Here is a 25,118-nt window from a genome sequence, read left to right on the forward strand (position 1 = left end):
GGACAGGCGATGACCTATCTCGACCACGCGGCGACCACCCCGATGTTGCCCGACGCCGTCACGGCGATGAGTGAAGCGCTGTCCACCGTGGGCAACGCTTCCTCGCTGCATTCCTCGGGCCGCAGGGCGCGACGCGTGGTCGAGGAGGCCCGCGAGGCCGTCGCCGAGGCGCTGAACGCCCGGCCCTCCGAGGTGATCTTCACCGCAGGGGGCACCGAGAGCGACAACCTCGCCGTCAAGGGCATCTACTGGGCCCGAACCAAGGCCGACCCGGCTCGCCGCCGCGTGCTGGCCAGTGCCGTCGAGCACCACGCCGTGCTCGACGCCGTGAGCTGGCTGGCGAGCCACGCCGGTGCCGAGGTCACGTGGCTGGAGGTCGACGCCACCGGTCGGGTGCTGCCGGAGACGCTGCGCGCCGCGATCGAGGCCAACCCCGGAGACGTCGCCCTGGTCACCGTGATGTGGGCCAACAACGAGGTCGGCACGATCAACCCGCTGCCTGAGCTCGCGTCCATCTGCGCCGAGTACGACATTCCGCTGCACACCGACGCCGTGCAGGCGGTCGGCGCGGCTGAGGTCGACTTCGGGGCCAGCGGTGCGAGCGCGCTGACCCTCACCGGGCACAAGCTCGGCGGGCCGTACGGCGTCGGGGCGCTGCTGCTCGACCGCGATACCCCGTGCGTGCCGCTGCTGCACGGCGGCGGTCAGGAGCGCGAGGTCCGCTCCGGCACGCTCGACGTGCCCGCCATCCACGCCTTCGCCACCGCCGTGCGCTCGAGCGTGCGCAACCGGCAGGCCACCTTCGACGACATCGGCAAGCTGCGCGACGACCTCGTCGCCGCCGTGCTGCACGAGGTGCCGGACGCGATCCTCAACGGCGTGCCCGCCGACGACCCGGCGGGACGGCTGCCAGGGATCGCCCACTTCACCTTCCCCGGCTGCGCGGGCGACAGCCTGCTGATGCTGCTCGACGCCAAGGGCATCGAGTGCTCCACGGGCTCCGCGTGCACCGCGGGCGTCGCAGAGCCGAGCCACGTGCTGCTGGCGATGGGGGCGGACGCCGCGTCGGCACGTGGCTCGCTGCGGTTCTCGCTCGGGCACACCTCGACGCGGGACGACGTCGACGCGCTGGCCCGCGAGCTGCGCGGGGTGGTCGACCGGGCGAGGCAGGCGGGGCTGGCCGGCATGCGCAAGCACAAGCAGGAGGTGTGAGGGGTGCGGGTACTGGCCGCGATGAGCGGGGGAGTCGATTCGGCGGTGGCCGCCGCGCGGGCCGTCGGGGCGGGACACGACGTGGTCGGCGTGCACCTCGCGCTGTCGGCCAAGCCCGGCACGCTGCGCACCGGCTCCCGGGGCTGCTGCACGATCGAGGACGCGCACGACGCGCGCCGTGCCGCCGACATCCTCGGGATCCCCTTCTACGTCTGGGACTTCGCCGAGCGGTTCACCGAGGAGGTCGTGGAGACCTTCGTCGGTGAGTACGCCGCGGGCCGCACGCCCAACCCGTGCGTCACGTGCAACGAGAAGATCAAGTTCGAGGCGCTGCTCGACAAGGCGATGGCGCTCGGCTTCGACGCCGTGTGCACCGGCCACTACGCGCGCCTGTCCGTTGTGGATGGCGTGCCGCAGCTGCGGCGCAGCGCCGACGCGGACAAGGACCAGTCGTACGTACTCGCGTCGCTGACGCCCGAGCAGTTGCGGCACGCGATGTTCCCGCTCGGCGGTTCCCGTAAGCCCGACGTGCGGGCCGAGGCGGCCGAACGCGGTCTGTCCGTGGCGCAGAAGCCTGACAGCCACGACATCTGCTTCATCCCCGACGGCGACACCAAGAAGTTCCTGGAGTCGAGGCTCGGCGAGCGGCCCGGCGACCTGGTGGATGCCGAGACCGGGGCGGTGCTGGGCAGGCACACGGGCGTGCACGGGTTCACGATCGGCCAGCGCAAGGGACTCGGCATCGACGCGCCCGCCCCCGACGGCAGGCCCCGCTACGTGCTCTCGCTGGAGCCGGTGTCGGGCACGGTCAAGGTCGGCTCGTCGCGCGACCTCGGCGTCAACCGGATCGATGCCGACCGGCCCGTCTGGCCCGGCGACCCGCTGCCAGGCCCAACCGAGTGCGTGGTGCAGGTGCGCGCGCACGGCGGCACGGCGCCCGCCGTCGCCGAGGCCGTCGAGGGCGGCGTGAGCATCCAGCTCAGGGAACCGCTGCAGGGTGTGGCGCCGGGACAGGTGGCCGTGCTGTACCGCTCCGACGCCGCCGCTGGCGACCTCGTGCTCGGGAGTGCGAAGATCGCGTCCACGGCGTGACGACCCTCGGACGCCGCGGGAGGTTCTCGATGACGAGCACGGTCAGGTCCAGCACGGTCTCCGATGTCCTTCGCCGCAGTGCCGCGCGCGTTCCGGGCCGGGTCGCGTTGCGGTTCGCCGACCGGCAGTGGACCTACGCCGAGCTGGACGCGGCGGTCACGCGAGCGGCCGCGCACCTGTTGTCGCTGGGGCTCGCCAAGGGCGACCGCGTGGCCGCCTACGGCAAGAACTCCGACGCCTACCTGATCGGGTTCCTCGCGTGCGCAAGGGCCGGGCTCGTGCACGTTCCGGTGAACTTCAACCTCGCCGGAGCCGAACTGGCGTACCTGCTGGAGCAGTCGGGCAGCACCGTCGTGCTCGCCGACCCCGCGCTGCGGGAGGACCTCGACGCGCTCGCGGCGCCGCCCAAGCAGGTGCTCCCGCTGCGCGACGCCGAGGACTCGCTGCTCGCCGCCGCCCGATCGGGCGAGGTCCCGGTGCTCGACGCCGAGGTGGACGAGGACGACCTCGTGCAGCTGCTCTACACCTCCGGTACCACGTCGCGGCCCAAGGGCGCGATGATGACCCACCGTGCGCTCTTGCACGAGTACCTGTCGTGCGTGGTGAACCTCGACCTCACCGAGAACGACGACCCGCTGCACGTGATGCCGCTGTACCACTCGGCGCAGATGCACGTGTTCCTCGTGCCGTGGCTGATGGTCGGCGCCACCAACACGCTGCTCGAGGTGCCCGACCCCGCCGAGATCCTGCGCAGGCTGGCCGCCGACCGGCACCGCGCGTTCTTCGCGGCGCCGACGCTGTGGGTGGCGCTCGCGAACAACCCCGAGTTCGGCGACTTCGACCTCTCGGCGCTGCGCAAGGCGTACTACGGCGCGTCGATCATGCCGGGGCCGGTGCTGGAACGGCTGCGCCAGGCGATGCCGGAGCTGGGCTTCTACAACTGCTTCGGCCAGTCGGAGATCGGTCCGCTCGCCACGGTGCTGCGGCCTGAGGAGCACGCGGCGCGGCCTGACTCCGCTGGCCGCGCGGTGCTGTTCGTGGAGCTGCGCGTGGTGGACTCCGAGGGCAACGACGTCGCGCCGGGCGAGCTGGGCGAGGTCGTCTACCGCTCGCCGCAGCTGTGCCTCGGCTACTGGGACAAGCCCGAGGAGACCGAGGAGGCGTTCCAGGGCGGCTGGTTCCACTCCGGCGACCTGGTGCGCATCGACGAGGAGGGCTACATCTTCGTCGTCGACCGCATCAAGGACGTGATCAACACCGGCGGCGTGATGGTGGCCTCGCGCGAGGTCGAGGACGCGCTCTACTCGCACCCGGCCGTCGCGGAGGTCGCCGTGGTGGGCCTGCCCGACGAGAAGTGGATCGAAGCCATCACCGCGGTCGTGGTCCGCAGGGAGGATGTGGACGCCGACGAGCTGCTGGCACACGTGAAGGGCACGCTCTCCGCGTTCAAGGTCCCCAAGGCCGTGCACTTCGTCGACGACCTGCCGCGCAACGCCTCCGGCAAGATCCTCAAGCGGGAACTGCGCGACCGCTTCGCAGGCTGACCGGCTACCCGACCGCAGTCAAGGCCACCTTCACTGCGTTGAACGCAGGCATGGTGGCCTTCACTGCGGCTGGGGTGGCTGTGCTCAGGGGAGGGTGTAGTGGCGGACGCCGTCGACGTCGGTCGCGGCGAGCTTTCCCTGGTACACCAGCAGATCCAGGTGCGCGCCGGTCTCCAGGACCGCGAGCATCTGGTTGAACGCGTCCAGCTCGGTCAGCACCCGCTCGCGGCGGGTCCACGTCAGCTTGAGCGCCGACTCGTACGCCGTCTGGGCTCCGCTCGCGACGGTCTCACCGGTCTCGGCGAGCCGCTGGTCGTGGTGGGCGAGCAGCTCGTCCACCCGCGCGTGCACGCTCGGCGACACGGGTCCGTGCGCGGGCAGCATGCGCATGTCCGGCAGCTCCCTCACCACGCGCAGGGAACCGAGGTAGTCGCGCAGCGGCAGCTCGGGCGGCGCGGGCTGGAAGCCGATCGACGGAGTGATGTGCGGCAGCACGTGGTCGCCCGAGAACATCAGCCCGGCCGCGCCGTCGGCGAACACGACGTGCCCCGCCGTGTGGCCGGGGGTGTGCACGACGTCGAGCTCCCGGCCCGGCAGCACGGTGCGCCTGCCCGGCGTGAGCCACTCGTCCGGCTCCTCCCAGAAGGTGCTCTCGGTGCGCTGCCCGCGCTTGAACGCCTTGGCCAGCTCTTCGACCACCGACTCGGCGCCCGCCCGCCGCAGCAGCCGCACCTGCGCCTGGATCGGCTGCGCCTCGGGGTCCGAGGTGATCCGCAGCGACGGCTCCTCCAGCAGGCCCAGCGCGATCTTGCTGCCGAACTTGCGGCGCAGTGCCACCGCGAGCGTGTAGTGGTCGCGGTGGACGTGTGTCACCAGGAACCGGCTGACGTCGGCGAGCCCGGCGCCCAGCCCCTTCAGCCCCGTCTCCAGCTGTTCCTGTGCCGCATCGAGCGCCCAGCCGGAATCGATGAGAACGAGCGAGTCACCGTGGACGAGCGCGTAGACGTTCACCGCGCGTAGCGCGTCGTTCGGCAGCGGCAGGGGGATCCGGTAGACCCCTGGCGACACCGCGTAGACACCCGGCTCGGTCCAGTGCCTGCTGTTGTCGTCCTCGAGCGGTTCCACGCGCGACCTCACTGTTCTCAAAGTGCCGAACTTCGATCAGAACAGCAGCGTCGCACGGGAGCCAGCCACCTGAGACACACGTCACCGAGCGTGCGCTTACTTCATAGCGGCGAGCTGGATCAGGTTGCCGCAGGTGTCGTCGAGGACGGCGGTGACAACGGGGCCGAGGTCGGTCGCCTCCTGGGTGAACTGGACGCCGAGCCCCTTGAGCCGCTCGACCTCGGCGTGCACGTCGTCGACGGCGAACTGGGTGAACGGGATGCCGTCGGCGGCGAGGGCCTTCTTGAACGGGCCCGCCGCCGGGTGGCCGTCCGGCTCGAGCAGCAGCTCGACGCCGTCCGGGTCGGCGGGGGAGACCACGGTGAGCCAGCGCGCACCGCCCGCGGGCACGTCCGTCTTCTTGATGAACCCCAGCTTCTCGGTGTAGAAGGCGAGCGCCTTGGCCTGATCGTCCACCAAGACGCTGGTGATGTTGATGCGGATCACGGGTTGGGTTCCTCTCGGTCGATGGGCCACCGTTCGACTATCGACCGCAGCGGGCTCGTGTCGATGTGGTGGAACTTGTACCGGCCCTGGCGCCGGGTGTGCACCAGCCCGGCTTGTTCGAGTACCGCGAGGTGCTGCGAGATGGCCTGCCGTGAGGAGGCCAGGCCGTGCTTCATCGTCAGCCGGCCGCAGATCTCGAACAGCGTCTGACCGTCCTTGTCGGTCAGTTCGTCCAGGATGGTGCGTCGCGTCGCGTCGCCGAGGGCCTTGAACAGGTCGGGCTCTGCGTCCACGACCTAGTTATAGGCAAGTCGTCACTTGCCTGTCAAGCTTGACCTGCTCTTCAGTCGCTGCCGCTCTCGTTGATGAGGCGTTCCAGCTCGCGGCGCAGCAGCCCGAGGCGCGCGTCGGCCAGCAGCGGGATCTCCCGCCTCCGCCTGCGCACCGCCGAGGGGTCGATGTCCACCACCAGCAGCGATTCGTCCCAGTTCGGCGCCGTCGCCACCGCCGAGCCCCACGGGTCGAGCACCCGCGAGCCGCCCCAGAACCGGACGCCAGCCTCGTCGCCGACGCGGTTCACGAACACCACCCAGCACTGCTGCATGCGCGCGGTGAACGTGAGCAGGTCGTGCCAGTACTCGGCGGGGTCGAAGGAGCCGCCCGTGAGCTTCGCCGCGCTGTTGGTGGGCACGATCAGCAGCTCGGCGCCGTCCTGCGCCGCCAGCCACGGCAGCATCGGCTGCCACGCGTCGTTGCAGATGAGCGTGGCGAACCGGCCGTGCCGAGTCTCGAAAGCCCGCATGTGCTGGCCAGGGCTGGCGTGCTTGCGCTCCTCCCAGATGAGGTAGTTCGGCAGGTACAGCTTGCGGTGGTTGTGCACGAGCTGGCCGTTCGACAGGTACAGCGCGGAGTTGTGCCTGCGGATCCGGCCGTCCTCCAGCAGGCCGATCACCACGTCGGGCCCGTGCCGCGACAGGTCGGCGAGACGCGAGTCGTCGGGCCACAGCGAGATGTCGTCGGCGAGCTGCCCGAGTGCGTAGCCCGTGAGGCTGAGCTCTGGGAAGACCACCAAGTCGGCGTGCTGCGCAGCCGCGTCCTTGATGATCCGTTCGGTATCGGCGAGGTTCCCGTCAACGTCGCCGAGCCGGCAGTCGGTCTGTGCGAGTGCCACTCTCATGCGTCTCACCTCCTTTGTTCGCAGGGGTTTCGATACGGAAGAAGGTACCTGGAGAACAATGTCGGGCGTGACCGAGCAAGCATTGCCCCACGGAGTCGGCACGGGTATCGGCTCGATGCCGGGAACCGGCGCCAACGCAGCGGCCGAGGCCGCCACGATCGTCTTCGGCGAGCTGCCCCAGTTCCCTCACCTGCCCGAACTCCCGGACCGGGGGCTCGGAGCCGATCTTGTCGGCCGTACGGCGGGACTGCTCGTCGACCTCGCCGTCGAGGAGGTCCCGAGCGGCTACCGCGTCACCGCCAGGCCGGGTGCTCACCATCGGCGCGCGGTGGATCTCCTCCGGTGGGACGTCGACGCGTTCTCCGACGCCGCCGACCGCGCGGGCGCGCGCCCGACGGTGGTGAAGACACAGGTCGCGGGCCCATGGACCCTCGCGGCGGGCGTGGAGCTGGCACGGGGGCACCGGGTGCTCACCGACCACGGCGCCACGCGCGACTTCGCCGAGTCGCTGCTGGAGGGCCTCGCGGGGCATGTCGCCGAGCTGACCCAGCGCACGGGCGCGGGCGTGGTGGTGCAGCTCGACGAGCCGTCGCTGCCGACGGTGCTGGCCGGCGCACTTCCCACCCCATCGGGTTACGGCACCGTGGACGCGGTGCCCGAGCCGGAGGCGCGCGAGCTGCTCGCGACCGTCGTGTCCGGCGTCGAGAAGGTCACCGGCAACCCCGTGATCGTGCATTGCTGCGCGTCGCGCCCGCCCGTTGCGCTGTTGCGCGCGGCTGGGGCCGGTGCGCTCGCCATCGACGCCACGCTGCTCGACGGTGCTCCCGGTTCGCTGCTCGACGAGCTCGGCGAGGCGTGGGACGCGGGCACCGAACTGCTGCTCGGCCTCGTGTCGGCCGAGGCGCCCGCCGTGCCGCCGGGCCTGCGTGACGTCGCGAGCCCCGCGCTGCGGCTGGTCGACCGGCTCGGGTTCAACCGGTCGATACTCGCCGAGCGAGCCCTGCCGACACCGACGTGCGGGCTGGCCAGTGCCCGGGGCGAGTGGGTGCGCCGCGCGCTGTCGCTCACCCGCGATCTCGGCAAAGCGTTCATCGAGCCGCCCGAGGGCTGGTAGGACTGCACAGGTGAGTTGGTTCCGGCGCAAGCGCCGCGATGAGGACGAACCGCCAGATCCGCGCACCCCGTGGCCCGACGAGCCCGTGCCCGCCGATCCGGCGGCCGCCGCGGAGGGGTTCTGGCGGCGCTGGGACGAGCTGCTGCCCGAGATCAGCGCGGCGCTCGGCGAGGGCGAGCCGCACCGGGTGGAGACGCTGCTGCTCGACGCCGTCGCGCGCGTGCACCCCGCACTGCAGTTCTCGCTGGAGCGAGGGCACCGTTCGATCTACGCACTCGTCGTGAGCGGGCAGGAGGATCCCGCCCTGCGGCCCTACACGGACGCGTGGAAGGCCGCCGCTCCGCCGGACGACGCGCTGTGGGAGTACCACGACTCGGTGCCGCCGGTGCCCGACCCCGAGAAGGTGACCGTGAACCTCGGCGAGCACCGCATCGCGCTCGCCGACGTGCGGGTGGTGGCGCAGGTCGACGAAGCCGAGCACGTGGTGGACGTCGCCGTGCACCACCCGGTGATGGCCGAGTTGGCCGAGGCGGCCCGCCGGGCGATGACCTTCCTGCCGCTCGACGCCGCGCTGGGCGAGCGGCTCGCCGCCGAGCGGTTGCGCAGGGTGGAGACCGCCGTCGCCGAGCCCACGGGCACCATCAGCCTCGTGGAACTGCGCGAGCTCGTCGAGGGCCTGCACGGCTCGCACGACAATGTCGGTGGTACCGCATAGGCTTTGCGGCTGTGAGCAGTGAGGACCTTGCGGATCAGGTAGCGGAGGCGCCCGAGGGCACGCAGGCGGCCGAGGACATCGCCGACGTCCCCGCCGACGCGCGCGAGCGGCACACGGCGCTGGCCGAGGAGGTGCGCGGGCACCAGTTCCGCTACTACGTACTCGACTCGCCGACGATCAGCGACGGTGAGTTCGACCGGCTGCTGCGGGAGCTGGAGGAGCTTGAGCAGCGCTTCCCCGGCCTCGCCACGCCCGACTCGCCGACGCAGCGGGTCGGCGGCATGTTCTCCACCGAGTTCACCGCTCACGACCACCTCGAGCGCATGCTCAGCCTCGACAACGCCTTCGACCTCGATGAGCTGCGCGCGTGGGTCGACCGCGTCGAGCGTGAGGTCGGCGGGCAGACGCGGTACCTGTGCGAGCTGAAGATCGACGGCCTCGCCGTGAACCTGCTGTACGAGAAGGGCAGGCTCACGCGCGCGCTCACGCGCGGCGACGGACGCACCGGCGAGGACGTGACGCTCAACGTCCGCACGCTGCAGGACGTACCCGACCGGTTGACCGCGAGTGACGGCTTCGCCGTGCCCGACCTGGTGGAGGTGCGCGGCGAGGTCTACTACCGCGTCGAGGAGTTCGCCGAGCTGAACGCGCGGCTGGTGGAGGCAGGCAAGCCGCCGTTCGCCAACCCCCGCAACGCCGCGGCGGGCTCGCTGCGGCAGAAGGACCCGAAGGTCACGCGCTCGCGCCCGCTGCGGCTGATCTGTCATGGCCTCGGCAAGCGCAACGGGTTCGACCCAGAGCGGCAGTCGGAGGCGTACGAGGCGCTCGCGGCGTGGGGCCTTCCGGTGTCGGGCTACAGCAAGGTGATCGAGACGGCCGAGGGCCTCGTCGAGCACATCGAGTACTGGGGCGAGCACCGGCACGACGCCGAGTACGAGATCGACGGCGTGGTGATCAAGGTCGACCAGGTGTCGCTGCAGCGCAGGCTCGGCGCCACCTCGCGGGCCCCGCGCTGGGCGATCGCGTTCAAGTACCCGCCGGAGGAGGCCACCACCACCCTGCTCGACGTCCGCGTCAACGTCGGGCGCACCGGCCGCGTCACGCCGTACGCCGTGATGGAGCCGGTGAAGGTCGCGGGCTCCACGGTGGCGATGGCGACCCTGCACAACGCGGAGGAGGTCAAGCGCAAAGGCGTGCTCATCGGCGACCGCGTGGTGATCCGCAAGGCGGGCGACGTGATCCCGGAGGTGCTCGGTCCCGTCGTGGACGTGCGCACTGGTTCCGAGCGCGAGTTCGTGATGCCCGCCCACTGTCCCGAGTGCGGCACGCGGCTGGCGTACCAGAAGGAGGGCGATGTCGACATCCGTTGCCCCAACGCGCGGTCATGCCCAGCGCAGCTGCGTGAGCGCCTGTTCCACCTCGCGGGGCGCGGCGCGTTCGACATCGAGGTGCTCGGCTGGGAGGCGGCGGGTGCGCTGCTGCAGGCCGGGGTGGTGGCCGACGAGGGCGACGTCTTCGAGCTGGACGAGGAGAAGCTGCTCCAGGTCGACCTGTTCGTCACCAAGGCGGGTGAACTTTCCGCCAACGGCGCCCGGCTGCTCGCCAACCTCGACTCGGCCAAGGACCGTCCACTGTGGAAGGTGATCGTCGGCCTGTCGATCCGGCACGTCGGCCCCACCGCCGCGCAGGCGCTCGCGCGGGAGTTCGGCTCCATCCAGCGCATCGACGACGCAAGCGAGGAGGAGCTGGCCGACGTCGACGGCGTCGGTCCCACCATCGCCAAGGCGGTCCGCGAGTGGTTCGCCGTGGACTGGCACCGCGAGATCGTCGAGAAGTGGCGCCGCGCGGGCGTGCGGATGGAGGAGGAGCGCGACACCTCGATCCCGCGCAACCTGGAGGGACTCTCGATCGTCGTCACCGGCTCGCTCGAGACGTTCTCCCGCGACGAGGCCAAGGAGGCGATCATGGCCCGCGGCGGGAAGGCTGCGGGCTCGGTCTCGAAGAAGACCGCGTTCGTGGTGGTCGGCGACGCGCCGGGATCGAAGTACGACAAGGCCGTGCAGCTCAAGGTGCCGGTGCTGAACGAGAACGGCTTCCGCGTGCTGCTCGACCAGGGCCCCGACGCGGCGCGCGAGGTCGCCGAGGCGACGGGCGACGGCGATGAGTGAGATCACGGTCCGGCGCGCGCTGCCCGGCGAGCTGGCCGAGCTCGGGGAGCTCACGGTGGCCGCGTACGAGGCGGACGGGCTGCTCGGCCACGACGCTGGCGAGTCCTACGCCGACGAGCTGCGCGACGCCGCCCACCGGGCCGAGCACGCCGAGCTGCTGGCCGCGGTCGACGCCTCTGGCGCGCTGCTGGGCACGGTCACCGTGGCGACCCACGGCTCCCGCTACGCGGAGATCTCGCGCGAGGGCGAGCTGGAGTTCCGGATGCTCGCGGTGGCCGAGCGGGCACGTGGCCGAGGGGTCGGCGAGGCGCTGACCAGAGCCGTGCTCGACCGGGCCCGCGAGCTGGGCGCGTCGCGGGTGGTGCTGTGCAGCCTGGCGGCGATGAGAACCGCGCACCGGCTGTACGAGCGACTCGGCTTCCGCCGCCTGCCGGACCGCGACTGGACGCCGGTGCCGAGCGTGACCCTGCTGGCCTACGCCCTCGAACTCTGAGTCCCATACACCTTCGGTGTGTACACTTTGTGTATGAGCCGGACGAACATAGACATCGACGACGATCTGGTCGCCGAAGTGATGCGCCGGTATGGCTTGGGCACCAAGCGGGAAGCCGTGGACTTCGCTCTGCGCAAAGTGACGCCGACGATCACCCCTGATGACATCGAGTCGTTGCGGGGCATCGGCTGGGAAGGCGACCTCGAGGAGATGCGCCGCGGCACGGATCCGGAGCACAAGTGGCACTCCACCTGATCGATTCCGGTGTGTGGATCGACTGGATGCGTGCTCGGGAAGGCAAGGCGACGGCACGCTTGGCGGAGCTCAAGGAAGCGCCCGCCTACCTTGCGACGACGCAGCCGGTCGCCATGGAGGTCCTGCAGGGCGTTCATTCGGCGGCTGTCGGCCGGGTCGAGCGGGTCTTCGATGGGCTCGTGCGGCTGGACATCGATCCGCAGCTCGACTTCCATCAGGCGGCTCACTTGTACCGAGCCGTCCGCGAGTCGGGTCACACCGTGCGGTCGTCGATCGACACGCTGATCGCCGCCGTCGCTCTGCGTCGCGGCGCCGTTCTTGTGCATCGCGATCGCGATTACGAGCGGATCGCCGCGGTCGCTCCCAAGCTGCGCACGGAACCGCTGCTCGACCTCTGAGCCTCCCGGCTCAGCTGTCGAGCACCACCGCGACGATGCCGGCGAGGTGAGCGAGGCGGGCGACCTCCGCGGCGCGGAACATCGGCCCGCCGGGGCGGCCCACCAGCAGCGCCCGGTCCGGCTTGCCCAGCGGCGTCGCGGCCAGCTCGGTGCCCAGCTCCTGCCAGGTCGGGGGCACCCACGACTCCTCGCCGTCCAGCACGGTCGCGCGCTCGAGCGGCAGCCACGGCATGTCCTTGATCGCCGTCTCCGGGGCGGCGCTGGACGAGGCCAGCGGCTCCACCCCGTCGTCGCTGTGCTGCACGACCACCGACCAGCCCGCCCGGATGATCTTCGGGACGCCCTCCGCGAGCAGGTCGAGGCCCGTGGCCGGCTGCGCGGCGATCTCCTCGACGAGCTCCAGCTCGCGGTGGGTGTCGAGCACCCCGGCGTAGGGGCGCACGGCGTCGACCTCGACGCCCTCGACGCTCTCGGCCGCGGTGATCAGCGCGTCGGGCAGCCTGCCCGAGGGCAGCTCCACCACCAGGTCGTCGATGGCGACGCCGCTGCCGCGCTCGACCACGTCGACGCTGAGGATGTCGGCTCCGGCGAGGCCCAGCGCGGTGGCCACGGCTCCCAGCGTGCCCGGGCTGTCGGGGAGCTGAACCCTGATCAGGAACGACACCCTGAGCCCCTCTCGGTCCTCGTCCGGCCACAGGTGGCACCGGTGCCGGTCCCGGACAGCTTCCTCACCTCATTCAAGCAGCTCACCGCAGCTTTCAGACCTGTCGTCTCCTCGGGCACTCCCTCCTTGCCGTGGAGCGCGTATGCCGGCCGATGATTGTGACAGAACGCGGACGGCGCGCGCAGCCACCGCCGGCGTGGCCACGTGCACAGTGTGCCCGCTGCCGGGCGAACAACCCGGTCGAGCCCGGTCCGCCGCACGCCATAGACTGCCGGGAGGAACACCCGAATCCCCTTCCGGAGTCACCCGCGTGTCGAATATCTCCCGCGACGAGGTCGCGCACCTCGCCAAGCTGGCCAGGCTGGCCGTCACCGAGAAGGAGCTGGACGTCTTCGCAGGCCAGCTCGACCAGATCCTCGACGCGGTGGCCAAGGTCGGTGAGGTCGCGGCGGACGACATCCCGCCGACCTCGCACGCCGTGCCGCTGACCAACGTGTTCCGCGCCGACGAGATCCGGCCGAGCCTCAGCCAGGAGCAGGCGCTCTCCGGCGCGCCCGCGGCCGAAGAGGGCAGGTTCCGGGTACCGCGCATTCTGGGGGAAGAACAGTGACCGACCTGACCAGGCTCACCGCGAGCGAGCTCGCCGCGAAGATCCACAAGCAGGAGATCACCTCGGTCGAGGCGACCAAGGCGCACCTCGACCGCATCGCCGAGGTGGACGGCGCCGTCAACGCGTTCCTGCACGTCGACACCGAGGGCGCGCTCGCCGCCGCCCGCAAGGTCGACGGTGACCTCGCCGAGGGCCGCGAGCCCGTGTCGCCGATCGCGGGCGTGCCGCTCGCGCTCAAGGACGTGCTGACCACCAAGGGCGTGCCCACCACGTGCGGGTCGAAGACGCTCGAGAACTGGCTGCCGCCCTACGACGCCACGGTGACGCGCAGGCTGCGCGAGGCGGGCGTCGTGATCCTCGGCAAGACGAACATGGACGAGTTCGCGATGGGCTCCTCCACCGAGAACTCGGCGTACGGGCCCACCCGCAACCCGTGGGACCGCGAGCGCATCCCCGGCGGCTCCGGCGGCGGCTCCTCGGCCTCGCTGGCCGCGTTCGAGGCGCCGCTGGCGATCGGCACCGACACCGGCGGCTCGATCCGCCAGCCCGCCGCCGTCACCGGCACGGTCGGTGTGAAGCCCACCTACGGTGGTGTCTCGCGCTACGGGCTCGTGGCGTTCTCGTCCTCGCTCGACCAGGCCGGTCCGTGCGCGCGCTCGGTGCTCGACGCGGCGCTGCTGCACGAGGTGATCGCCGGGCACGACCCGATGGACTCGACGTCGATCGACGCGCCCGTGCCGCCCGTCGTCACCGCCGCGAGGGCGGGGCTCAAGGGCGACCTCACTGGCGTGAAGGTCGGCGTGGTCGCGGAGTTCTCCGGCGAGGGCTACCAGCCGGGTGTGCAGCGTTCCTTCGAGGCCGCGGTCGCGCAGCTCAAGGACCTGGGCGCCGAGGTGGTCGAGGTGTCCTGCCCGAACTTCACCTACGCGCTGCCCGCGTACTACCTCATCGCGCCGAGCGAGTGCTCCTCCAACCTGGCGCGGTTCGACGCCATGCGCTACGGCCTGCGCGTGGCCGACGACGGCACGCACAGTGCCGAGGAGGTCATGTCGCTGACCCGCGAGGCCGGGTTCGGCGCTGAGGTAAAGCGTCGCATCATGCTCGGCACCTACGCGCTCTCGTCGGGCTACTACGACGCCTACTACGGCTCGGCGCAGAAGGTGCGCACGCTGATCACGCGTGACTTCTCCGCCGCGTTCGAGAAGGTCGACGTGCTCGTGTCGCCCACCACGCCCACCACGGCGTTCAAGATCGGCGAGCGCGTGGACGACCCGCTGGCGATGTACCTCGCCGACCTGTGCACCATCCCGGCCAACCTGGCCGGAAACGCCGCGATGAGCGTCCCGAGTGGACTGTCCGACGAGGACGGTCTGCCGGTGGGGCTGCAGATCATGGCGCCCGCGCTCGCCGACGACCGGCTCTACCGCGTCGGCGCGGCCTACGAGGTGGCGCGCGGACCGTTGCTGGACCGCATTCCTGAACTGAAGGGGGTCTCGGCGTGACCGCCGACGTACTCGTTACCGCGGAGGCGACGAAATGACCGCCGTTGTCGACCTGATGGACTACGCCGAGGTCGTCGAACGCTACGACCCGGTGCTGGGGCTCGAGGTGCACGTCGAGCTGTCCACGAAGACCAAGATGTTCTGCGGCTGCCCCAACCTGTTCGGCGGAGAGCCCAACACCCACGTCTGCCCGACGTGCCTCGGTCTGCCCGGCGCGCTGCCGGTGGTCAACGGCAGGGCGGTGGAGTCGGCGATCCGCATCGGGCTGGCGCTGAACTGCGAGATCGCGGAGTGGTGCCGGTTCGCCAGGAAGAACTACTTCTATCCCGACATGCCGAAGAACTTCCAGACCTCGCAGTACGACGAGCCGATCGCCTTCAACGGCCACCTCGATGTCGTGCTCGACGACGGCGAGGTGGTGCGCGTGGACATCGAGCGCGCGCACATGGAGGAGGACACCGGCAAGTCGCTGCACGTCGGCGGCGCCACCGGCCGTATCCATGGCGCTGAGCACTCGCTGCTCGACTACAACCGCGCGGGCGTGCCGCTGATCGAGATCGTCACCAAGCCGATCGTGGGCATGGGGGAGCGAGCCCCGGAGGTGGCCCGCGCGTACGTGGCCGCGCTGCGTGACCTGCTGCGGGCCATGGACGTCTCCGACGTCCGCATGGACCAGGGCTCGCTGCGCTGCGACGCGAACGTGTCGCTCATGCCGAAGGGCACGAGCGAGTTCGGCACCCGCACCGAGACGAAGAACGTGAACTCGCTGCGCAGCGTCGAGCGCGCCGTGCGCTACGAGATGACGAGGCAGGCGGCGGTGCTGGCCTCCGGCGGCACGGTGACCCAGGAGACCCGGCACTTCCAGGAGGCCGACGGCAGCACGTCGGCGGGCCGCACCAAGGAGACCGCCGAGGACTACCGGTACTTCCCCGAGCCCGACCTGGTGCCGATCGCGCCGAGCCGCGAGTGGGTCGAGGAGCTGCGCGCGACGATCCCGGAGCTGCCGTGGGAGCGCCGCAAGCGCATCCAGGCCGAGTGGAACCTCACCGACGAGGAGCTGCGCGACCTCGTCAACACCGGGGCCGCCGACCTCGTCGCCGCGACGGTCGACGCCGGTGCCGAGCCGGGCGAGGCCCGCAGCTGGTGGGTGCAGTACCTGACTCAGCAGGCCAACACCCGCGACGTGGAGCTGGCAGATCTGGCGATCACCCCGGTCCACGTGGCCCGCGTGATCGAGCTGGTGAAGTCCGGCGAGCTGACCAACAAGCTCGCCCGCGAGGTCGTGCAGGGTGTGCTGGCCGGTGAGGGCGAGCCGGACGAGGTGGTGGCCAACCGCGGCCTCAAGGTCGTCTCCGACGACTCGGCCCTGCTCACGGCGGTCGACGAAGCGCTGGCGGCGCAGCCGGACGTCGCGGAGAAGATCCGCGGTGGCAAGGTGCAGGCGGCCGGTGCGATCGTCGGCGCCGTCATGAAGGCAACCAAGGGACAGGCGGACGCCAAGCGCGTGCGCGAGCTGATCCTCGAGCGCGTGGGCGCCTGATCGCGTTGTTGTCCCGCGTCACCTGGCGCGAGTGGCTCGGCCTCGGTGCCGGGCTGCTCGCGCTCGTCACGTTGTTCCTGCCGTGGACCGTGCTCAGCGCGGACAACCCCGAGGTGCAGGCTGCGCTGTCGTCGCTGCCGGGCGGCGACGTGTCTCGCTCGGCGTGGAACTCGACGTTCTTCGCCTGGTTCCCGCCGCTGCTGCTCCTGCTCGCCGGGCTCGCCGTCGCGGCGTTCGGCCGGGTGCCCTCGGCGCGTACCGGCGGGCTGCCGCACCTGTGGCTGGTCGCCTCGGCGGTCGCGCTCGTGTCGTTCGTGCTCGGCTGGGTGCTCATCGACTGGCAGTTCGGCGGCGAGGAACGCGCGCTGCTCGCCGAGAGCGGCGTGTCGGTGGACGCCGGGCTCGGCCGCTGGCTGGCCGCGCTCGCGGTGCTCGCCTCGCTGGTGGCGGCGATCCTGGACCTGCGCGAGGCCCGCGCCGAGTCCCGCCGACCCCGGAAACTCCCCCGAACCCGTTAGCCCCCCGACCGCAGTGAAGGCCACCTTCACTGCGCCCACCCGTCTCCCACCACCACCCAACCGGAGGCGCTGCGCGCCGCTGTGTCTGATTCCACGCAGTGAAGGTGGCCTTCACTGCATGTGGGGTGCGCCTAGTCGCGGCCGGAGCCGGAGGCGGGCTGGCGGACCACCAGCACCACGCGGTCGTCGCTGGACACCGGCGTGCCGCCGTCCTTGTTGATCGTGCCCGCCACCGCGACGTCGGGCGTCACGGGGTCGAGCGCCCCGAGCTTGCCGTAGCTGGTCCCGTTGTTTCCGTCCATCGTGACCTGCGGTTTTCCGCCGACCGAACCGTCCTCGGTGAGCGGCAGGTTCTGCACGTTGGCGCCGGTCGAGGTGGCGACTGCGAGCACGTCGGTCCAGTCGGTGCAGCCCGTGACGCCGGGGCGGTCGGGCCATGTCCACGCGGGCACGCTCAGGTCGCTGCCGGGCTGGATGCGGTACAGCGCGTCCTTGTCGGGGCCCTGGTCGGTGACCCACAGCCGGGAGCCGTCGGTGGTCTTGCACATCCCACCGGGGTTGTGCAGTCCGCTCGCCAGCACGGGGGAGTCCGGCCTCGGGTTGTCCTCGGCGGGCAGGCCGGCCGGGGTGATCCGCAGGACCTTGCCCGCGAGGGAGCTGGAATCGGCCGCCGAGGCGGGGTTGCCCGCGTCGCCCGTGGCGACGAGCAGGGAGCCGTTGCCGTCGGTGAGCAATGCGCCGCGGTTGCCGGTCTGGCCCTTCGGGATGCCGGTGAGCACCGGTTTCGGCGGCTGGCCCTCGGCGAAACGGACCACCCGGTTGTCGGTCGGCGTGGTGATGTAGGCGAACACGAGCCCGTCCTCGCCGTAGGTCGGCGACAGCGCGAGCCCGGTCAGCCCGCCGTCGCCGGCGGCGACCACGTCGAGCTTCGCGAACTCGGACTTCTCCGCATCGGCGCCGACGAGGAACACGCGGCCGCTCTTGCGCTCGGCGGCCAGCGCGCCGATGGTGGAGCCGTCCGTGGGCAGCGCAGCGACCGCCGACACGGTGTCCAGGCACGTCGCGATCACGGCCTTGTCGAAGTCCTTGCAGCCGTCCGGGGGCGGAATGGGGGTCTGTGACGTCGGGGGACCGCTGGGTACGGCAGGGGTGCCCGCCTCGGGCAGCTCGGGCTGAGGGCCCGCCTCAGGGGTCAGCTCGGGCGCGGGCTGCCAGTTCTCGCCCGCCGCGCTGTCGTCGAACTCGGCACAGCCGGACAGCAACAACGCGCCGCCGGCCAGCAGGGCCAGCGGCCACGACCTTCTCCGGGGCCGGATCAGCACAGTCCCCGAGACTAGGCGGCCCACCGTGAACCGCGAGTAAGCGGGTCGGGAGCGATGCGCCACGATGGGTCCTGTGACGATCACGGTGCTGGTACCCGACGACGACGGTATGCGGGCCCTCGCGGAGGTCGACGGTGTGCGGCCGGTCCGCTACGACTCCGGCAAGCCGCTGCCACCCGAGGCGGCCGACGCGGAGGTGCTGATTCCCGGGCCCGGCGCGGCCCAGCGCGCGGAGTCGCTGCTTGCCGGGTTGCCGAGACTGCGGTTGATCCAGCTGCTCAGCGCGGGTGCCGAGACCTGGGTGAACGTGCTGCCCGACGGTGTGCTGCTCGCCACCTGCCGGGGCGCCCACAGCGGGGCGACGGCCGAATGGGCGGTGGCGGCGTTGCTGTCGATGTACCGCGAGCTGGACGCGTTCGCCGAGGCGCGCGGCGAGCGCGCGTGGGCACCGAGGAGCACAGACAGCCTGCAGGGCAAGCGGGTGCTCGTGGTCGGTGCCGGCGACGTGGGTGGCGCGTTGCGCCGCAGGCTGGAGCCGTTCGACGCGCGGGTCACGATGGTCGGCCTTTCCGCGAGGGAGGGCGTGCACGGCGTCGATGAGCTGCCGGAACTGCTGCCCGACGCCGATGTGGTGGTGCTACTGGTGCCGCTGACCTCGCGCACACGGGGCATGGTCGACGCGGCGTTCCTCGCTGCGATGCCCGACGGCGCGATACTGGTGAACGCGGCGCGAGGCCAGGTGGTGGACACCCAGGCGCTGCTGGCGGAGCTCAAGGCGGGCAGGCTGCGGGCCGCGCTCGACGTCACCGACCCGGAACCGCTGCCCGGCGACCATCCGCTGTGGACGGTGCCGGGAGTGTTGATCACGCCGCACGTGGCGGGATCGGTGAGCGGCGCGCGACGGCGGTCCTACGCGGTGGCGGTGGCGGAGATCGAGCGCTACGTGCAGGGTGAGTTGCCCGACAACCTCGTGCACGGCGAGTACTGAGCGTCCGCGTCGATCGGCCGCAGTGAAGGCCACCATGCCTGCGCTCACCCGTCTCCCACCACCACCCGAACGGAGGCGCGCCGCGCCGCTGCGTTCGACCCGGCCGCAGTGAAGGCCACCATGCCTGCGCTCACCCGTCTCCCACCACCACCCAAACGGAGGCGCGCCGCGCCGCTGCGTTCGACCCGGCCGCAGTGAAGGCCACCATGCCTGCGCTCACCCGTCTCCCACCACCACCCAAACGGAGGCGCGCCGCGCCGCTGCGTTCGACCCGGCCGCAGTGAAGGTGGCCTTCACTGCGGCCGGCGGCGAGGCTCGTCGGGTCAGTCGCGCTTCATGATCGAGCCGCCGAAGTAGTCGTCGTCCTCCGGATCGCCACCAGGCCGCGACGGGCGAGGCTCTCGCGGCGGGGTGTCGGTGGCGATCGGCGGGCCGCCCGGCTCGATGATGTCGTCGAGCTCGTGGCCCTCCTGGATCATCGTGTACGCCTGGCGCATGCCCTCGACGCCGCCCTCCAGTGCGCTGCGCACCTGCGGGTCGTCGAGGAAGCGCCCAGCCGCGATGTCGTTCCAGGACAGGTCACCGCGGTCGATGCGCTCCTGCAGCTCGCGCAGCTCCCTCGGCGCGTTCTTGCCGCGGGCGTGCTCCTCGATCTGCTCGATGTCCTGTTGCGACAGTCCTGTCTGGGGGACCTGCCGCTCCAGCTGTTTGGCGTCGGCGATGGTCTGGTCGAGACCCACCTCGGCCTCCTCCAGCTTGGCCATGGCCTCGCGGATCTGGGGCGTCTGCCACCAGTCGGGGTTGGTCATCGCGATGTGCCTCTCGTGGTCAACGCGGGAGCTCCACGTTGATGATCCAGTTCTCGTCCTCTTCCTCGAAGAGCCCCACCACGGGGGAGCCGCTCGCCGCGATGCTCACGACGTCGATCGAGCCCGCGCGCTCCAGCAGCCCGGAAAGGAATCCCGGCCGCGAGGGAGGTCGGACCAGTGCCCACGGCAGCTCGAAGGCCCCCGGTCCCGTGATGCACACGTAGCACGACCCGTCCTCGGCGAGCAGGCCGACGGCCTCGGCGTTGTCGCGCCAGGCCTGCTCCGTTCTGCCCACGCTGTCGTCCGCCTCCGCGTCGACGCGGATCTGTGGCCGGACGGCCAGGTTGGCGACCGATCGCGTGGCCGCCTCGGGCGTCGTGCCGTGCACGTCCGCTGCTTCGCCGAGCACCGTGAAGCCCGCTGCCTCGAGTATCTCGGTGCGTTCGCGTTGGTCCATTCGACTCTCCATCATCGCCGTTGATCAGGATGGCGGAGCCACACCGTAGAAGATGTGGTGACTTCCACCGATCTGGCTGTATCGCTCGATCTGGCTGTTCGGCTGGTCGCTCCAACCGAAGTCCACGGCCTCCCGGGTCGGGTCGATCTTGGGTTGCCCGGCGTGGAAATGCGGTCCGGGTGCGTTCGGGTCGCTGGTGTGCTCGGCGATGACCCGCGATCCGTTCTCGGTTTCGAACTGCATGTACCGGCCGTGGGTGCCGAGGTCCTCGGAGTGCCGGTAGTTCTGCTCGCCGTAGCGGTTGTGGTCGTTGCCGACCTCCCAGACGGCGTCGGGCTCGGTGCCGCGCGGGATGCCCGCCCGGTCGTAGGCGGCGTCCAGGGCCTCCTGGCGAGTGTTGTGGTAGGTGTTGCAGGCCGCGAGCCCCCACGGATCGAGCCAGACCGTGGGGTTTCGGACGTACCCGCTCGGGTTGATCGCGGGCGCCAGCCCCAGCGGGTCGTTGCTGACGTAGCGGCCCGTCTCGGGGTCGTAGTGACGCTGGAAGTTGTAGTTCAGCCCGCTTTCGGGGTCGTGGTACTGGCCGGGGAACCGCAAGGGCGTCTCGGCACTGCCCGCGACGCGGGTGAGCGCGTCTCCCCAGACCGAACCGGCCGAGTGCCATGCCAGCGCTCCGTCGGAGCCGACGAGCTCGGTCGGCGTGCCCGCGATGTCGGTGACGATCGAGTAGAAGCGCTCGTCGATCCATTCCTGGGCCGCGGCGCTCGCGCGCGATCTGGCGATCTGGGTGAGTGGCCGGAAGGAGCCCGGAGCCCAGTCCCAGGCGGTCGCCGAGCCGTCGGAGCCGGTCTGTTCCGCGAGCACGGTGCCGTCCCACGTGAAGTCGATCCGTTCGGCGACCGCGCCGTCGGCGTCGAGTCGCTCCTTGGCGACGCGGCGCCCGAGCGGGTCGTACCGGTAGCGCCAGCGCGTGCCGTCCGGGGTCACCACGCCCACGAGCCGATCCTCGGCGTTCCAGGAGTAACGCCAGGTGCCGGGTTTGCGCGAGAGCCGTTTCTTCTGCTGGCTGACCAGGCGGCCCTGTGCGTCGTAGCGGTAGCTGACGTTGCCTGCCTCCTGAACCAGGGTGCCGGTGTGACGACGGGGACCGGAGGTGTCGGCACCCGGCAACGCGGCGTCCACGATGTTGCCGAGCGCGTCGTAGGCGTAGCGCTCACGCCACCTTGCCGCGGCGACACCGGTGATGCGGCCGACAGGATCGAAGTCGAAGCGGCGCGTGCCCGTGAGCCGGTCGTCGACGGCGGTGACCTGACCGTCGGCGCGGTAGTGGAACTTCCGCTCCTGGATGACCCGTGCGGCTCGGCCCCCGGCGGGCGCCGGCGCCGGGGCGACCGCCGAGATGGTCTGCGCCGCAAGCCGGTAACCGGGCTCCCACGACTGGGCGAGCACCGTCGTGTCGTCGACGATGCGCTCGGTCTCCCGCCCCGCGGGGTCGTAGCCGAACGTGATGGTGCGCCCCGCGGTGCGGAGTTCGACGGGCCGGTGGTTCGCGTCGTAGCGCCACGTTGCCACACTGCCGGTGGGGGTGCGGCGCATGGTCCGCCTGCCCGCCGCGTCGTAGCCGTAGCTGATGGTCCTGCCGTTCACGGTCTCGGCCACCACCCGGCCCGCCGGGTCACGTTCGATGACGACGTCGGCGTCGTCGTTCGCCGCCCGGACCAGGCGTCCGGCCGGGTCGAACTCGAAGCGGGACACCGACCCCTCGGCGTCACGCCGCTGGACGTTGCCGAGCACGTCGTAGGTGAAGCGGGTCACCTCGCCAGCGCCGTTGGTGCGGGAGGTCAGCTGGTTCGCGGCGTCGTACTCGTAGGAGAGCGTCCTGCCGTCGAAGTCGGTCTCCTCGACCAGGTTGCCCGCGCCGTCGTACTCGTAGCGCCAGACGAGTCCGCTGGAGGTCGTGACGCTCGTGGTCCGCAGGTTGGCGTCGTAGCCGAACTCCACCCAGGAACCGTCGGGCAGGGTCTGGCGCTTCGGCAGGTCGAAATGCGTGGTCTGGAACCGCGTCGCCTGCCCGAGCGCGTCGACGTACTCGACGTTGTTGCCCTCGCCGTCGTAGCGCCAGCTCTCGATCGCCCCGCCCGCGTCGGTGCGGGCGAGCACCTTGCCCTCGATGCTCCAGTTGAAGCGGTTGCGGCCGCCCACAGGGTCGATCGTTTCGGCGATCCTCCCGAACTGATCGCGGATGTGCTGGAGCGCGGCGCCCATCGGGTCCGTGACGACGAGGGGGAGCCCGGCGGCGTTCGTCCGGACGGTCCGCGTGCCACCCGCCTCGTCGACGGTCCTGATCAGATGGCCCTGTTCGTTGTACGTGTGCTGCCTCGTCGCTCCGTCCGGTCCTGTGACAGCGACGAGGTTGCCCCGCTCGTCGTACTCGTTGCGCCACGTGGCGCCGTCCGGATCGACGACCGTCGTCGGCTGGCCGAGCTCGTTGTACTCGGCGTGCGCCTGGGAGCCGTCGGCCCTCGTGATCGTGGTCAGGTTGCCGTCGGCGTCGTAGGAGTAGGTGGTCGTGCGGCCGAGCGGGTCCGTGCGGGACAGCAGCCGATCGTGGTCGTCCCATTCGGACGTGGTGGTGTGGCCGAGCGGGTTCGTCCGGGCTGTCACGTTGTTCCGCTCGTTCAGCCGGTACGTGGTCGTGTGCCCGAGTGCGTCGGTGAACCTCGTGGTCCGGCTGCCGCGGTCGTAGGCGAAGGTGCCGTTGAGGAAACCTCCGGAGCCTTGGTTGGCGATGCACCGGCCTTCGGAGTCGTAGAGGTAGCGGTACCACTCGCCGTTGCGGTCCGTCCACTGTGTCAGTCGGCCTTCGCCGTCGTAGGCGAAGCGCAACGGCCTGCCGGACGAGTTCACCACGTCCGTCAGCAGGCCCTGCTCGTCGTAGCCGTATCGCATCAGGGGGACGTCGGCGGTGTTCGGGGCGCGCAACCGCAACTCGGTGGCTCGTCCGGACTCCGTCGTCACCGCGATGTGGTAGCCGCCGCTGTGCCGGATGTCCGTGACGCCGCCGGTGTCGTCACGGACGATCTCGATGCGGTTCCCGTTGCGGTCGACCACGGCGGTGAGCGCCAGCGTGGCCGAGCGTGCCGTGGCGAAGTGCAGGACACGACCCGGACCGCGCGGCGTGACCGTGAAGCCGTTCCCGGTCGCTTCGAGCGGCCACTGTGGACCGGTGTGCGGCAGCACCCGCTCGCCGACGGCGGGTCGCGGGTACGTGAGGATCATGCCGTCCTCGGCGACGAACACCACGCCGTCCCGGTCGAACTCGAGGCGCTGGTCGAGCGTGGACGCCCAGTTCGGGCCGAAAGTCCGGCCGGCCCGGTAGGACGAGATGTGGGTGCGCTTGATGATCAGCGGTAGCACGCCGGGCAGCTGGACGTCGGTCTGACCGAGCACGACCTCACCGCTGGCGATGTCGACCGGGTCGTTCTCGCACACCCGGAAGTCCTCGGGCGTCCTCGTCTGCTCGGGGTCGGACGGGCGCGAATCGCTCTGACCGTCCGCGGGCGGACGGTTGCCGGTACCGCTGTCCGTGCCGTTCGTGGTGCCCGTGGTTCCGCTGGTGTCCGTGCCGGAGGTGGCGCTGGAGTCCGTGCGGGCACTCGCGCGTTCGTCGGCGAGGCCGCGGGCGTTGTCCGCCGCGCTCGAGGCCGACGTGCGCGCGTCGGAGACCGCGCTCGACGCCTGCGTGGCGCCGTCCCGCACGGACGACGCGCCTTCCCGGACGTCGGCGATGCCCTGACCGGCCTCGTTGGCGACGTTCAGCAGGTCGTTCACGCTGTTGGCGCTGCCCAGCTTCGACAGCGCCGTGCCGACACCGATGATGCCCTGGATCACCTGCTGGGCGCCCTCGATGATCTGCTGGATCCCCTGGATGAGGTTCATGATCGCGTTGTAGAGCTGGATCCCGTCGTAGACGAGCTTCACCGCGCGGCCCCAACCCACCACCGGGATGGGCAGCATCGCCGCCGCCTCGATGAGCTTGTTCACCAGCTTCTCGATCAGCGACAGGATCTGGTCGCACGCCCGCTTCGAGCCGTCCGCGACCTTCGACAGCGCGATTCCGATCAGCTTCGCCGCCTGCGCGTCCGCCTCGATGCCCAGCGTCCACGTGGTGCCGATCAGGTCGTAGAAGGCGTCCGCCGCCTCACCGGACCACGAGGGCCGAAGCTCCTCCAGACCGCCGTTGAGGTTGTTGCGCACAGCCTGCAGCGCGTCGCGCACGTTGTTCCACTGTGCCGCGCCCTTCGCGATCTGCTCGAAGTCGCCGGTGATCGGCGTGATGATCGACGAGACCAGGTCCTCGCCGACCACCTTCTCCCACACCCAGTTGACCGCCTGCACCTGGAACCCGGCGTCGGCGATGGCGTCCTCGATGCTGGATCCGCCCTCCAGGCCGGGATCCTGCGCGAGCAGCGCGCCGGGGTCCTCCACGTCCGCGTAGCCGGGCATCACGCACCCCCGACCGTCGGCTGGGAGACCGCGTCGAGGTTGCCGCCGAGCCGGTCCATCTCGGAGCGGTTGTCGGCATCCCGCGCGTCGTACTGGTCGGCCGCGGTCTCCAGGTTCTCCCGCACCTCGGTGAGCTTTTCGTTGGCGAACCGCAGGGTCTCCGCGTACAGGCTCACGACTCCGGTGACGACCGGCGCGAGCAGTGCCAGCAGGCCCGTGTAGCCGCTGGTGTCGCCGCCCTTGTCCCTGGCGTGCTGCTCGATCGCCGTGAAGTGCCGGGCCTGCCGGTCCAGCAGGCCCGCGTACCCCCGCAACTCGCCGGTCTCCACCTGATGCCCGCCACCGGACATGTCACACCCCCAGTCGAATTCTGAAACCGCCGCTTCGACGCAACGTAGCGCCGTGTCGTTCCTCGGGCACGAG

24 protein-coding genes are annotated in these 25,118 nt (G+C 71.0%); 14 read left to right on the plus strand and 10 right to left on the minus strand.

Features of this window, described 5'->3' with window-relative positions:
- The first annotated feature begins 9 nt into the window (after positions 1-9).
- From FCN18_RS10545 to FCN18_RS10555, 3 genes are read left to right on the plus strand one after another with little or no spacing between them, the layout of a single operon-like run.
- Positions 10-1,212 (plus strand): cysteine desulfurase family protein, encoded by a 1,203-nt coding sequence (locus tag FCN18_RS10545; protein ID WP_137094709.1) that lies wholly within the window; start codon positions 10-12, stop codon positions 1,210-1,212.
- A 3-nt stretch (positions 1,213-1,215) separates the two neighbouring features.
- Positions 1,216-2,304 (plus strand): tRNA 2-thiouridine(34) synthase MnmA, encoded by a 1,089-nt coding sequence (gene mnmA / locus FCN18_RS10550; protein WP_137094711.1) that lies wholly within the window; start codon positions 1,216-1,218, stop codon positions 2,302-2,304.
- A 29-nt stretch (positions 2,305-2,333) separates the two neighbouring features.
- Positions 2,334-3,848: an acyl-CoA synthetase gene (locus tag FCN18_RS10555; protein WP_137094713.1), complete on the plus strand. Its 1,515-nt coding sequence runs from the start codon at positions 2,334-2,336 to the stop codon at positions 3,846-3,848.
- 84 nt (positions 3,849-3,932) lie between these two features.
- Here FCN18_RS10555 and FCN18_RS10560 read toward each other — a convergent pair whose 3' ends face one another.
- From FCN18_RS10560 to FCN18_RS10575, 4 genes are all read right to left on the minus strand, one after another.
- Complete coding sequence (locus FCN18_RS10560) at positions 3,933-4,973, minus strand: MBL fold metallo-hydrolase (RefSeq protein WP_137094716.1); 1,041 nt, start codon at positions 4,971-4,973, stop codon at positions 3,933-3,935.
- 96 nt (positions 4,974-5,069) lie between these two features.
- Positions 5,070-5,459 carry a VOC family protein gene (locus FCN18_RS10565; protein ID WP_112271760.1) on the minus strand — a complete coding sequence of 130 codons (390 nt, stop codon included), beginning with the start codon at positions 5,457-5,459 and terminating at the stop codon, positions 5,070-5,072.
- A complete protein-coding gene (locus FCN18_RS10570) occupies positions 5,456-5,752 on the minus strand; it encodes an ArsR/SmtB family transcription factor (RefSeq protein ID WP_112271762.1) in 297 nt (98 codons plus the stop codon). The genes FCN18_RS10565 and FCN18_RS10570 overlap by 4 nt, the downstream gene beginning before the upstream one ends.
- A gap of 50 nt (positions 5,753-5,802) precedes the next feature.
- Positions 5,803-6,636, minus strand: a complete 834-nt coding sequence (locus tag FCN18_RS10575; protein ID WP_112271764.1) for a nitrilase-related carbon-nitrogen hydrolase — start codon at positions 6,634-6,636, stop codon at positions 5,803-5,805.
- A gap of 58 nt (positions 6,637-6,694) precedes the next feature.
- On the opposite strand from FCN18_RS10575, the gene FCN18_RS10580 reads away from it, so the two are divergent.
- The 6 genes from FCN18_RS10580 to vapC are packed head-to-tail and all read left to right on the plus strand — an operon-like array spanning position 6,695 to position 11,779.
- Positions 6,695-7,750 (plus strand): uroporphyrinogen decarboxylase/cobalamine-independent methonine synthase family protein, encoded by a 1,056-nt coding sequence (locus FCN18_RS10580; RefSeq protein ID WP_137094718.1) that lies wholly within the window; start codon positions 6,695-6,697, stop codon positions 7,748-7,750.
- Between the two features lie 10 nt (positions 7,751-7,760).
- Positions 7,761-8,465: a hypothetical protein gene (locus tag FCN18_RS10585; RefSeq protein ID WP_113644145.1), complete on the plus strand. Its 705-nt coding sequence runs from the start codon at positions 7,761-7,763 to the stop codon at positions 8,463-8,465.
- An 11-nt stretch (positions 8,466-8,476) separates the two neighbouring features.
- Positions 8,477-10,633 (plus strand): NAD-dependent DNA ligase LigA, encoded by a 2,157-nt coding sequence (gene ligA, locus FCN18_RS10590; protein ID WP_137094720.1) that lies wholly within the window; start codon positions 8,477-8,479, stop codon positions 10,631-10,633.
- A complete protein-coding gene (locus FCN18_RS10595) occupies positions 10,626-11,126 on the plus strand; it encodes a GNAT family N-acetyltransferase (RefSeq protein ID WP_137094722.1) in 501 nt (166 codons plus the stop codon). The genes ligA and FCN18_RS10595 overlap by 8 nt, the downstream gene beginning before the upstream one ends.
- A gap of 33 nt (positions 11,127-11,159) precedes the next feature.
- Complete coding sequence (locus tag FCN18_RS10600; RefSeq protein WP_113644143.1) at positions 11,160-11,381, plus strand: type II toxin-antitoxin system VapB family antitoxin; 222 nt, start codon at positions 11,160-11,162, stop codon at positions 11,379-11,381.
- Positions 11,366-11,779 carry a type II toxin-antitoxin system VapC family toxin gene (vapC, locus tag FCN18_RS10605; protein WP_113644142.1) on the plus strand — a complete coding sequence of 138 codons (414 nt, stop codon included), beginning with the start codon at positions 11,366-11,368 and terminating at the stop codon, positions 11,777-11,779. The genes FCN18_RS10600 and vapC overlap by 16 nt, the downstream gene beginning before the upstream one ends.
- A gap of 10 nt (positions 11,780-11,789) precedes the next feature.
- Here the strand turns inward: vapC and FCN18_RS10610 are convergent, their stop codons facing one another.
- Positions 11,790-12,443: an ACT domain-containing protein gene (locus tag FCN18_RS10610; RefSeq protein ID WP_112271774.1), complete on the minus strand. Its 654-nt coding sequence runs from the start codon at positions 12,441-12,443 to the stop codon at positions 11,790-11,792.
- Between the two features lie 310 nt (positions 12,444-12,753).
- On the opposite strand from FCN18_RS10610, the gene gatC reads away from it, so the two are divergent.
- Genes gatC through FCN18_RS10630 form a run of 4 tightly spaced genes read left to right on the plus strand, consistent with a single transcriptional unit; the run spans position 12,754 to position 16,613 of the window.
- On the plus strand, positions 12,754-13,053 hold the full coding sequence (gatC, locus tag FCN18_RS10615; protein ID WP_110342118.1) for an Asp-tRNA(Asn)/Glu-tRNA(Gln) amidotransferase subunit GatC: 300 nt from the start codon (positions 12,754-12,756) through the stop codon (positions 13,051-13,053).
- Positions 13,050-14,555: an Asp-tRNA(Asn)/Glu-tRNA(Gln) amidotransferase subunit GatA gene (gene gatA, locus FCN18_RS10620; protein WP_112271776.1), complete on the plus strand. Its 1,506-nt coding sequence runs from the start codon at positions 13,050-13,052 to the stop codon at positions 14,553-14,555. Before gatC ends, gatA begins: the two co-directional genes overlap by 4 nt.
- Positions 14,556-14,589: 34 nt before the next feature.
- The gene (gene gatB / locus FCN18_RS10625; protein WP_137094724.1) at positions 14,590-16,095 is read left to right on the plus strand and encodes an Asp-tRNA(Asn)/Glu-tRNA(Gln) amidotransferase subunit GatB; all 1,506 of its coding nucleotides are present in this window, start codon (positions 14,590-14,592) and stop codon (positions 16,093-16,095) included.
- 8 nt (positions 16,096-16,103) lie between these two features.
- Positions 16,104-16,613, plus strand: a complete 510-nt coding sequence (locus FCN18_RS10630; RefSeq protein WP_113644140.1) for a hypothetical protein — start codon at positions 16,104-16,106, stop codon at positions 16,611-16,613.
- Positions 16,614-16,744: 131 nt separating this feature from the next.
- On the opposite strand, the gene FCN18_RS10635 is transcribed toward FCN18_RS10630, so the two are convergent.
- Complete coding sequence (locus tag FCN18_RS10635) at positions 16,745-17,932, minus strand: PQQ-dependent sugar dehydrogenase (RefSeq protein ID WP_112272095.1); 1,188 nt, start codon at positions 17,930-17,932, stop codon at positions 16,745-16,747.
- Between the two features lie 76 nt (positions 17,933-18,008).
- Here FCN18_RS10635 and FCN18_RS10640 point away from each other — a divergent pair, with 76 nt between their 5' ends.
- Positions 18,009-18,923 carry a 2-hydroxyacid dehydrogenase gene (locus tag FCN18_RS10640; protein ID WP_170200532.1) on the plus strand — a complete coding sequence of 305 codons (915 nt, stop codon included), beginning with the start codon at positions 18,009-18,011 and terminating at the stop codon, positions 18,921-18,923.
- A gap of 323 nt (positions 18,924-19,246) precedes the next feature.
- Here FCN18_RS10640 and FCN18_RS10645 read toward each other — a convergent pair whose 3' ends face one another.
- The 4 genes from FCN18_RS10645 to FCN18_RS10660 are packed head-to-tail and all read right to left on the minus strand — an operon-like array spanning position 19,247 to position 25,045.
- Positions 19,247-19,732 (minus strand): PspA/IM30 family protein, encoded by a 486-nt coding sequence (locus FCN18_RS10645; protein WP_112271784.1) that lies wholly within the window; start codon positions 19,730-19,732, stop codon positions 19,247-19,249.
- A 19-nt stretch (positions 19,733-19,751) separates the two neighbouring features.
- A complete protein-coding gene (locus FCN18_RS10650) occupies positions 19,752-20,189 on the minus strand; it encodes a hypothetical protein (RefSeq protein ID WP_228713840.1) in 438 nt (145 codons plus the stop codon).
- A gap of 24 nt (positions 20,190-20,213) precedes the next feature.
- The gene (locus FCN18_RS10655; RefSeq protein ID WP_137094727.1) at positions 20,214-24,695 is read right to left on the minus strand and encodes a DUF6531 domain-containing protein; all 4,482 of its coding nucleotides are present in this window, start codon (positions 24,693-24,695) and stop codon (positions 20,214-20,216) included.
- A complete protein-coding gene (locus FCN18_RS10660; protein ID WP_112271788.1) occupies positions 24,695-25,045 on the minus strand; it encodes a type VII secretion target in 351 nt (116 codons plus the stop codon). The genes FCN18_RS10655 and FCN18_RS10660 overlap by 1 nt, the downstream gene beginning before the upstream one ends.
- Positions 25,046-25,118 lie beyond the last annotated feature (73 nt).

The sequence above is a fragment of the Prauserella endophytica genome, from assembly GCF_005146945.1.
In the GTDB taxonomy this organism is placed as follows: domain Bacteria; phylum Actinomycetota; class Actinomycetes; order Mycobacteriales; family Pseudonocardiaceae; genus Prauserella_A; species Prauserella_A endophytica.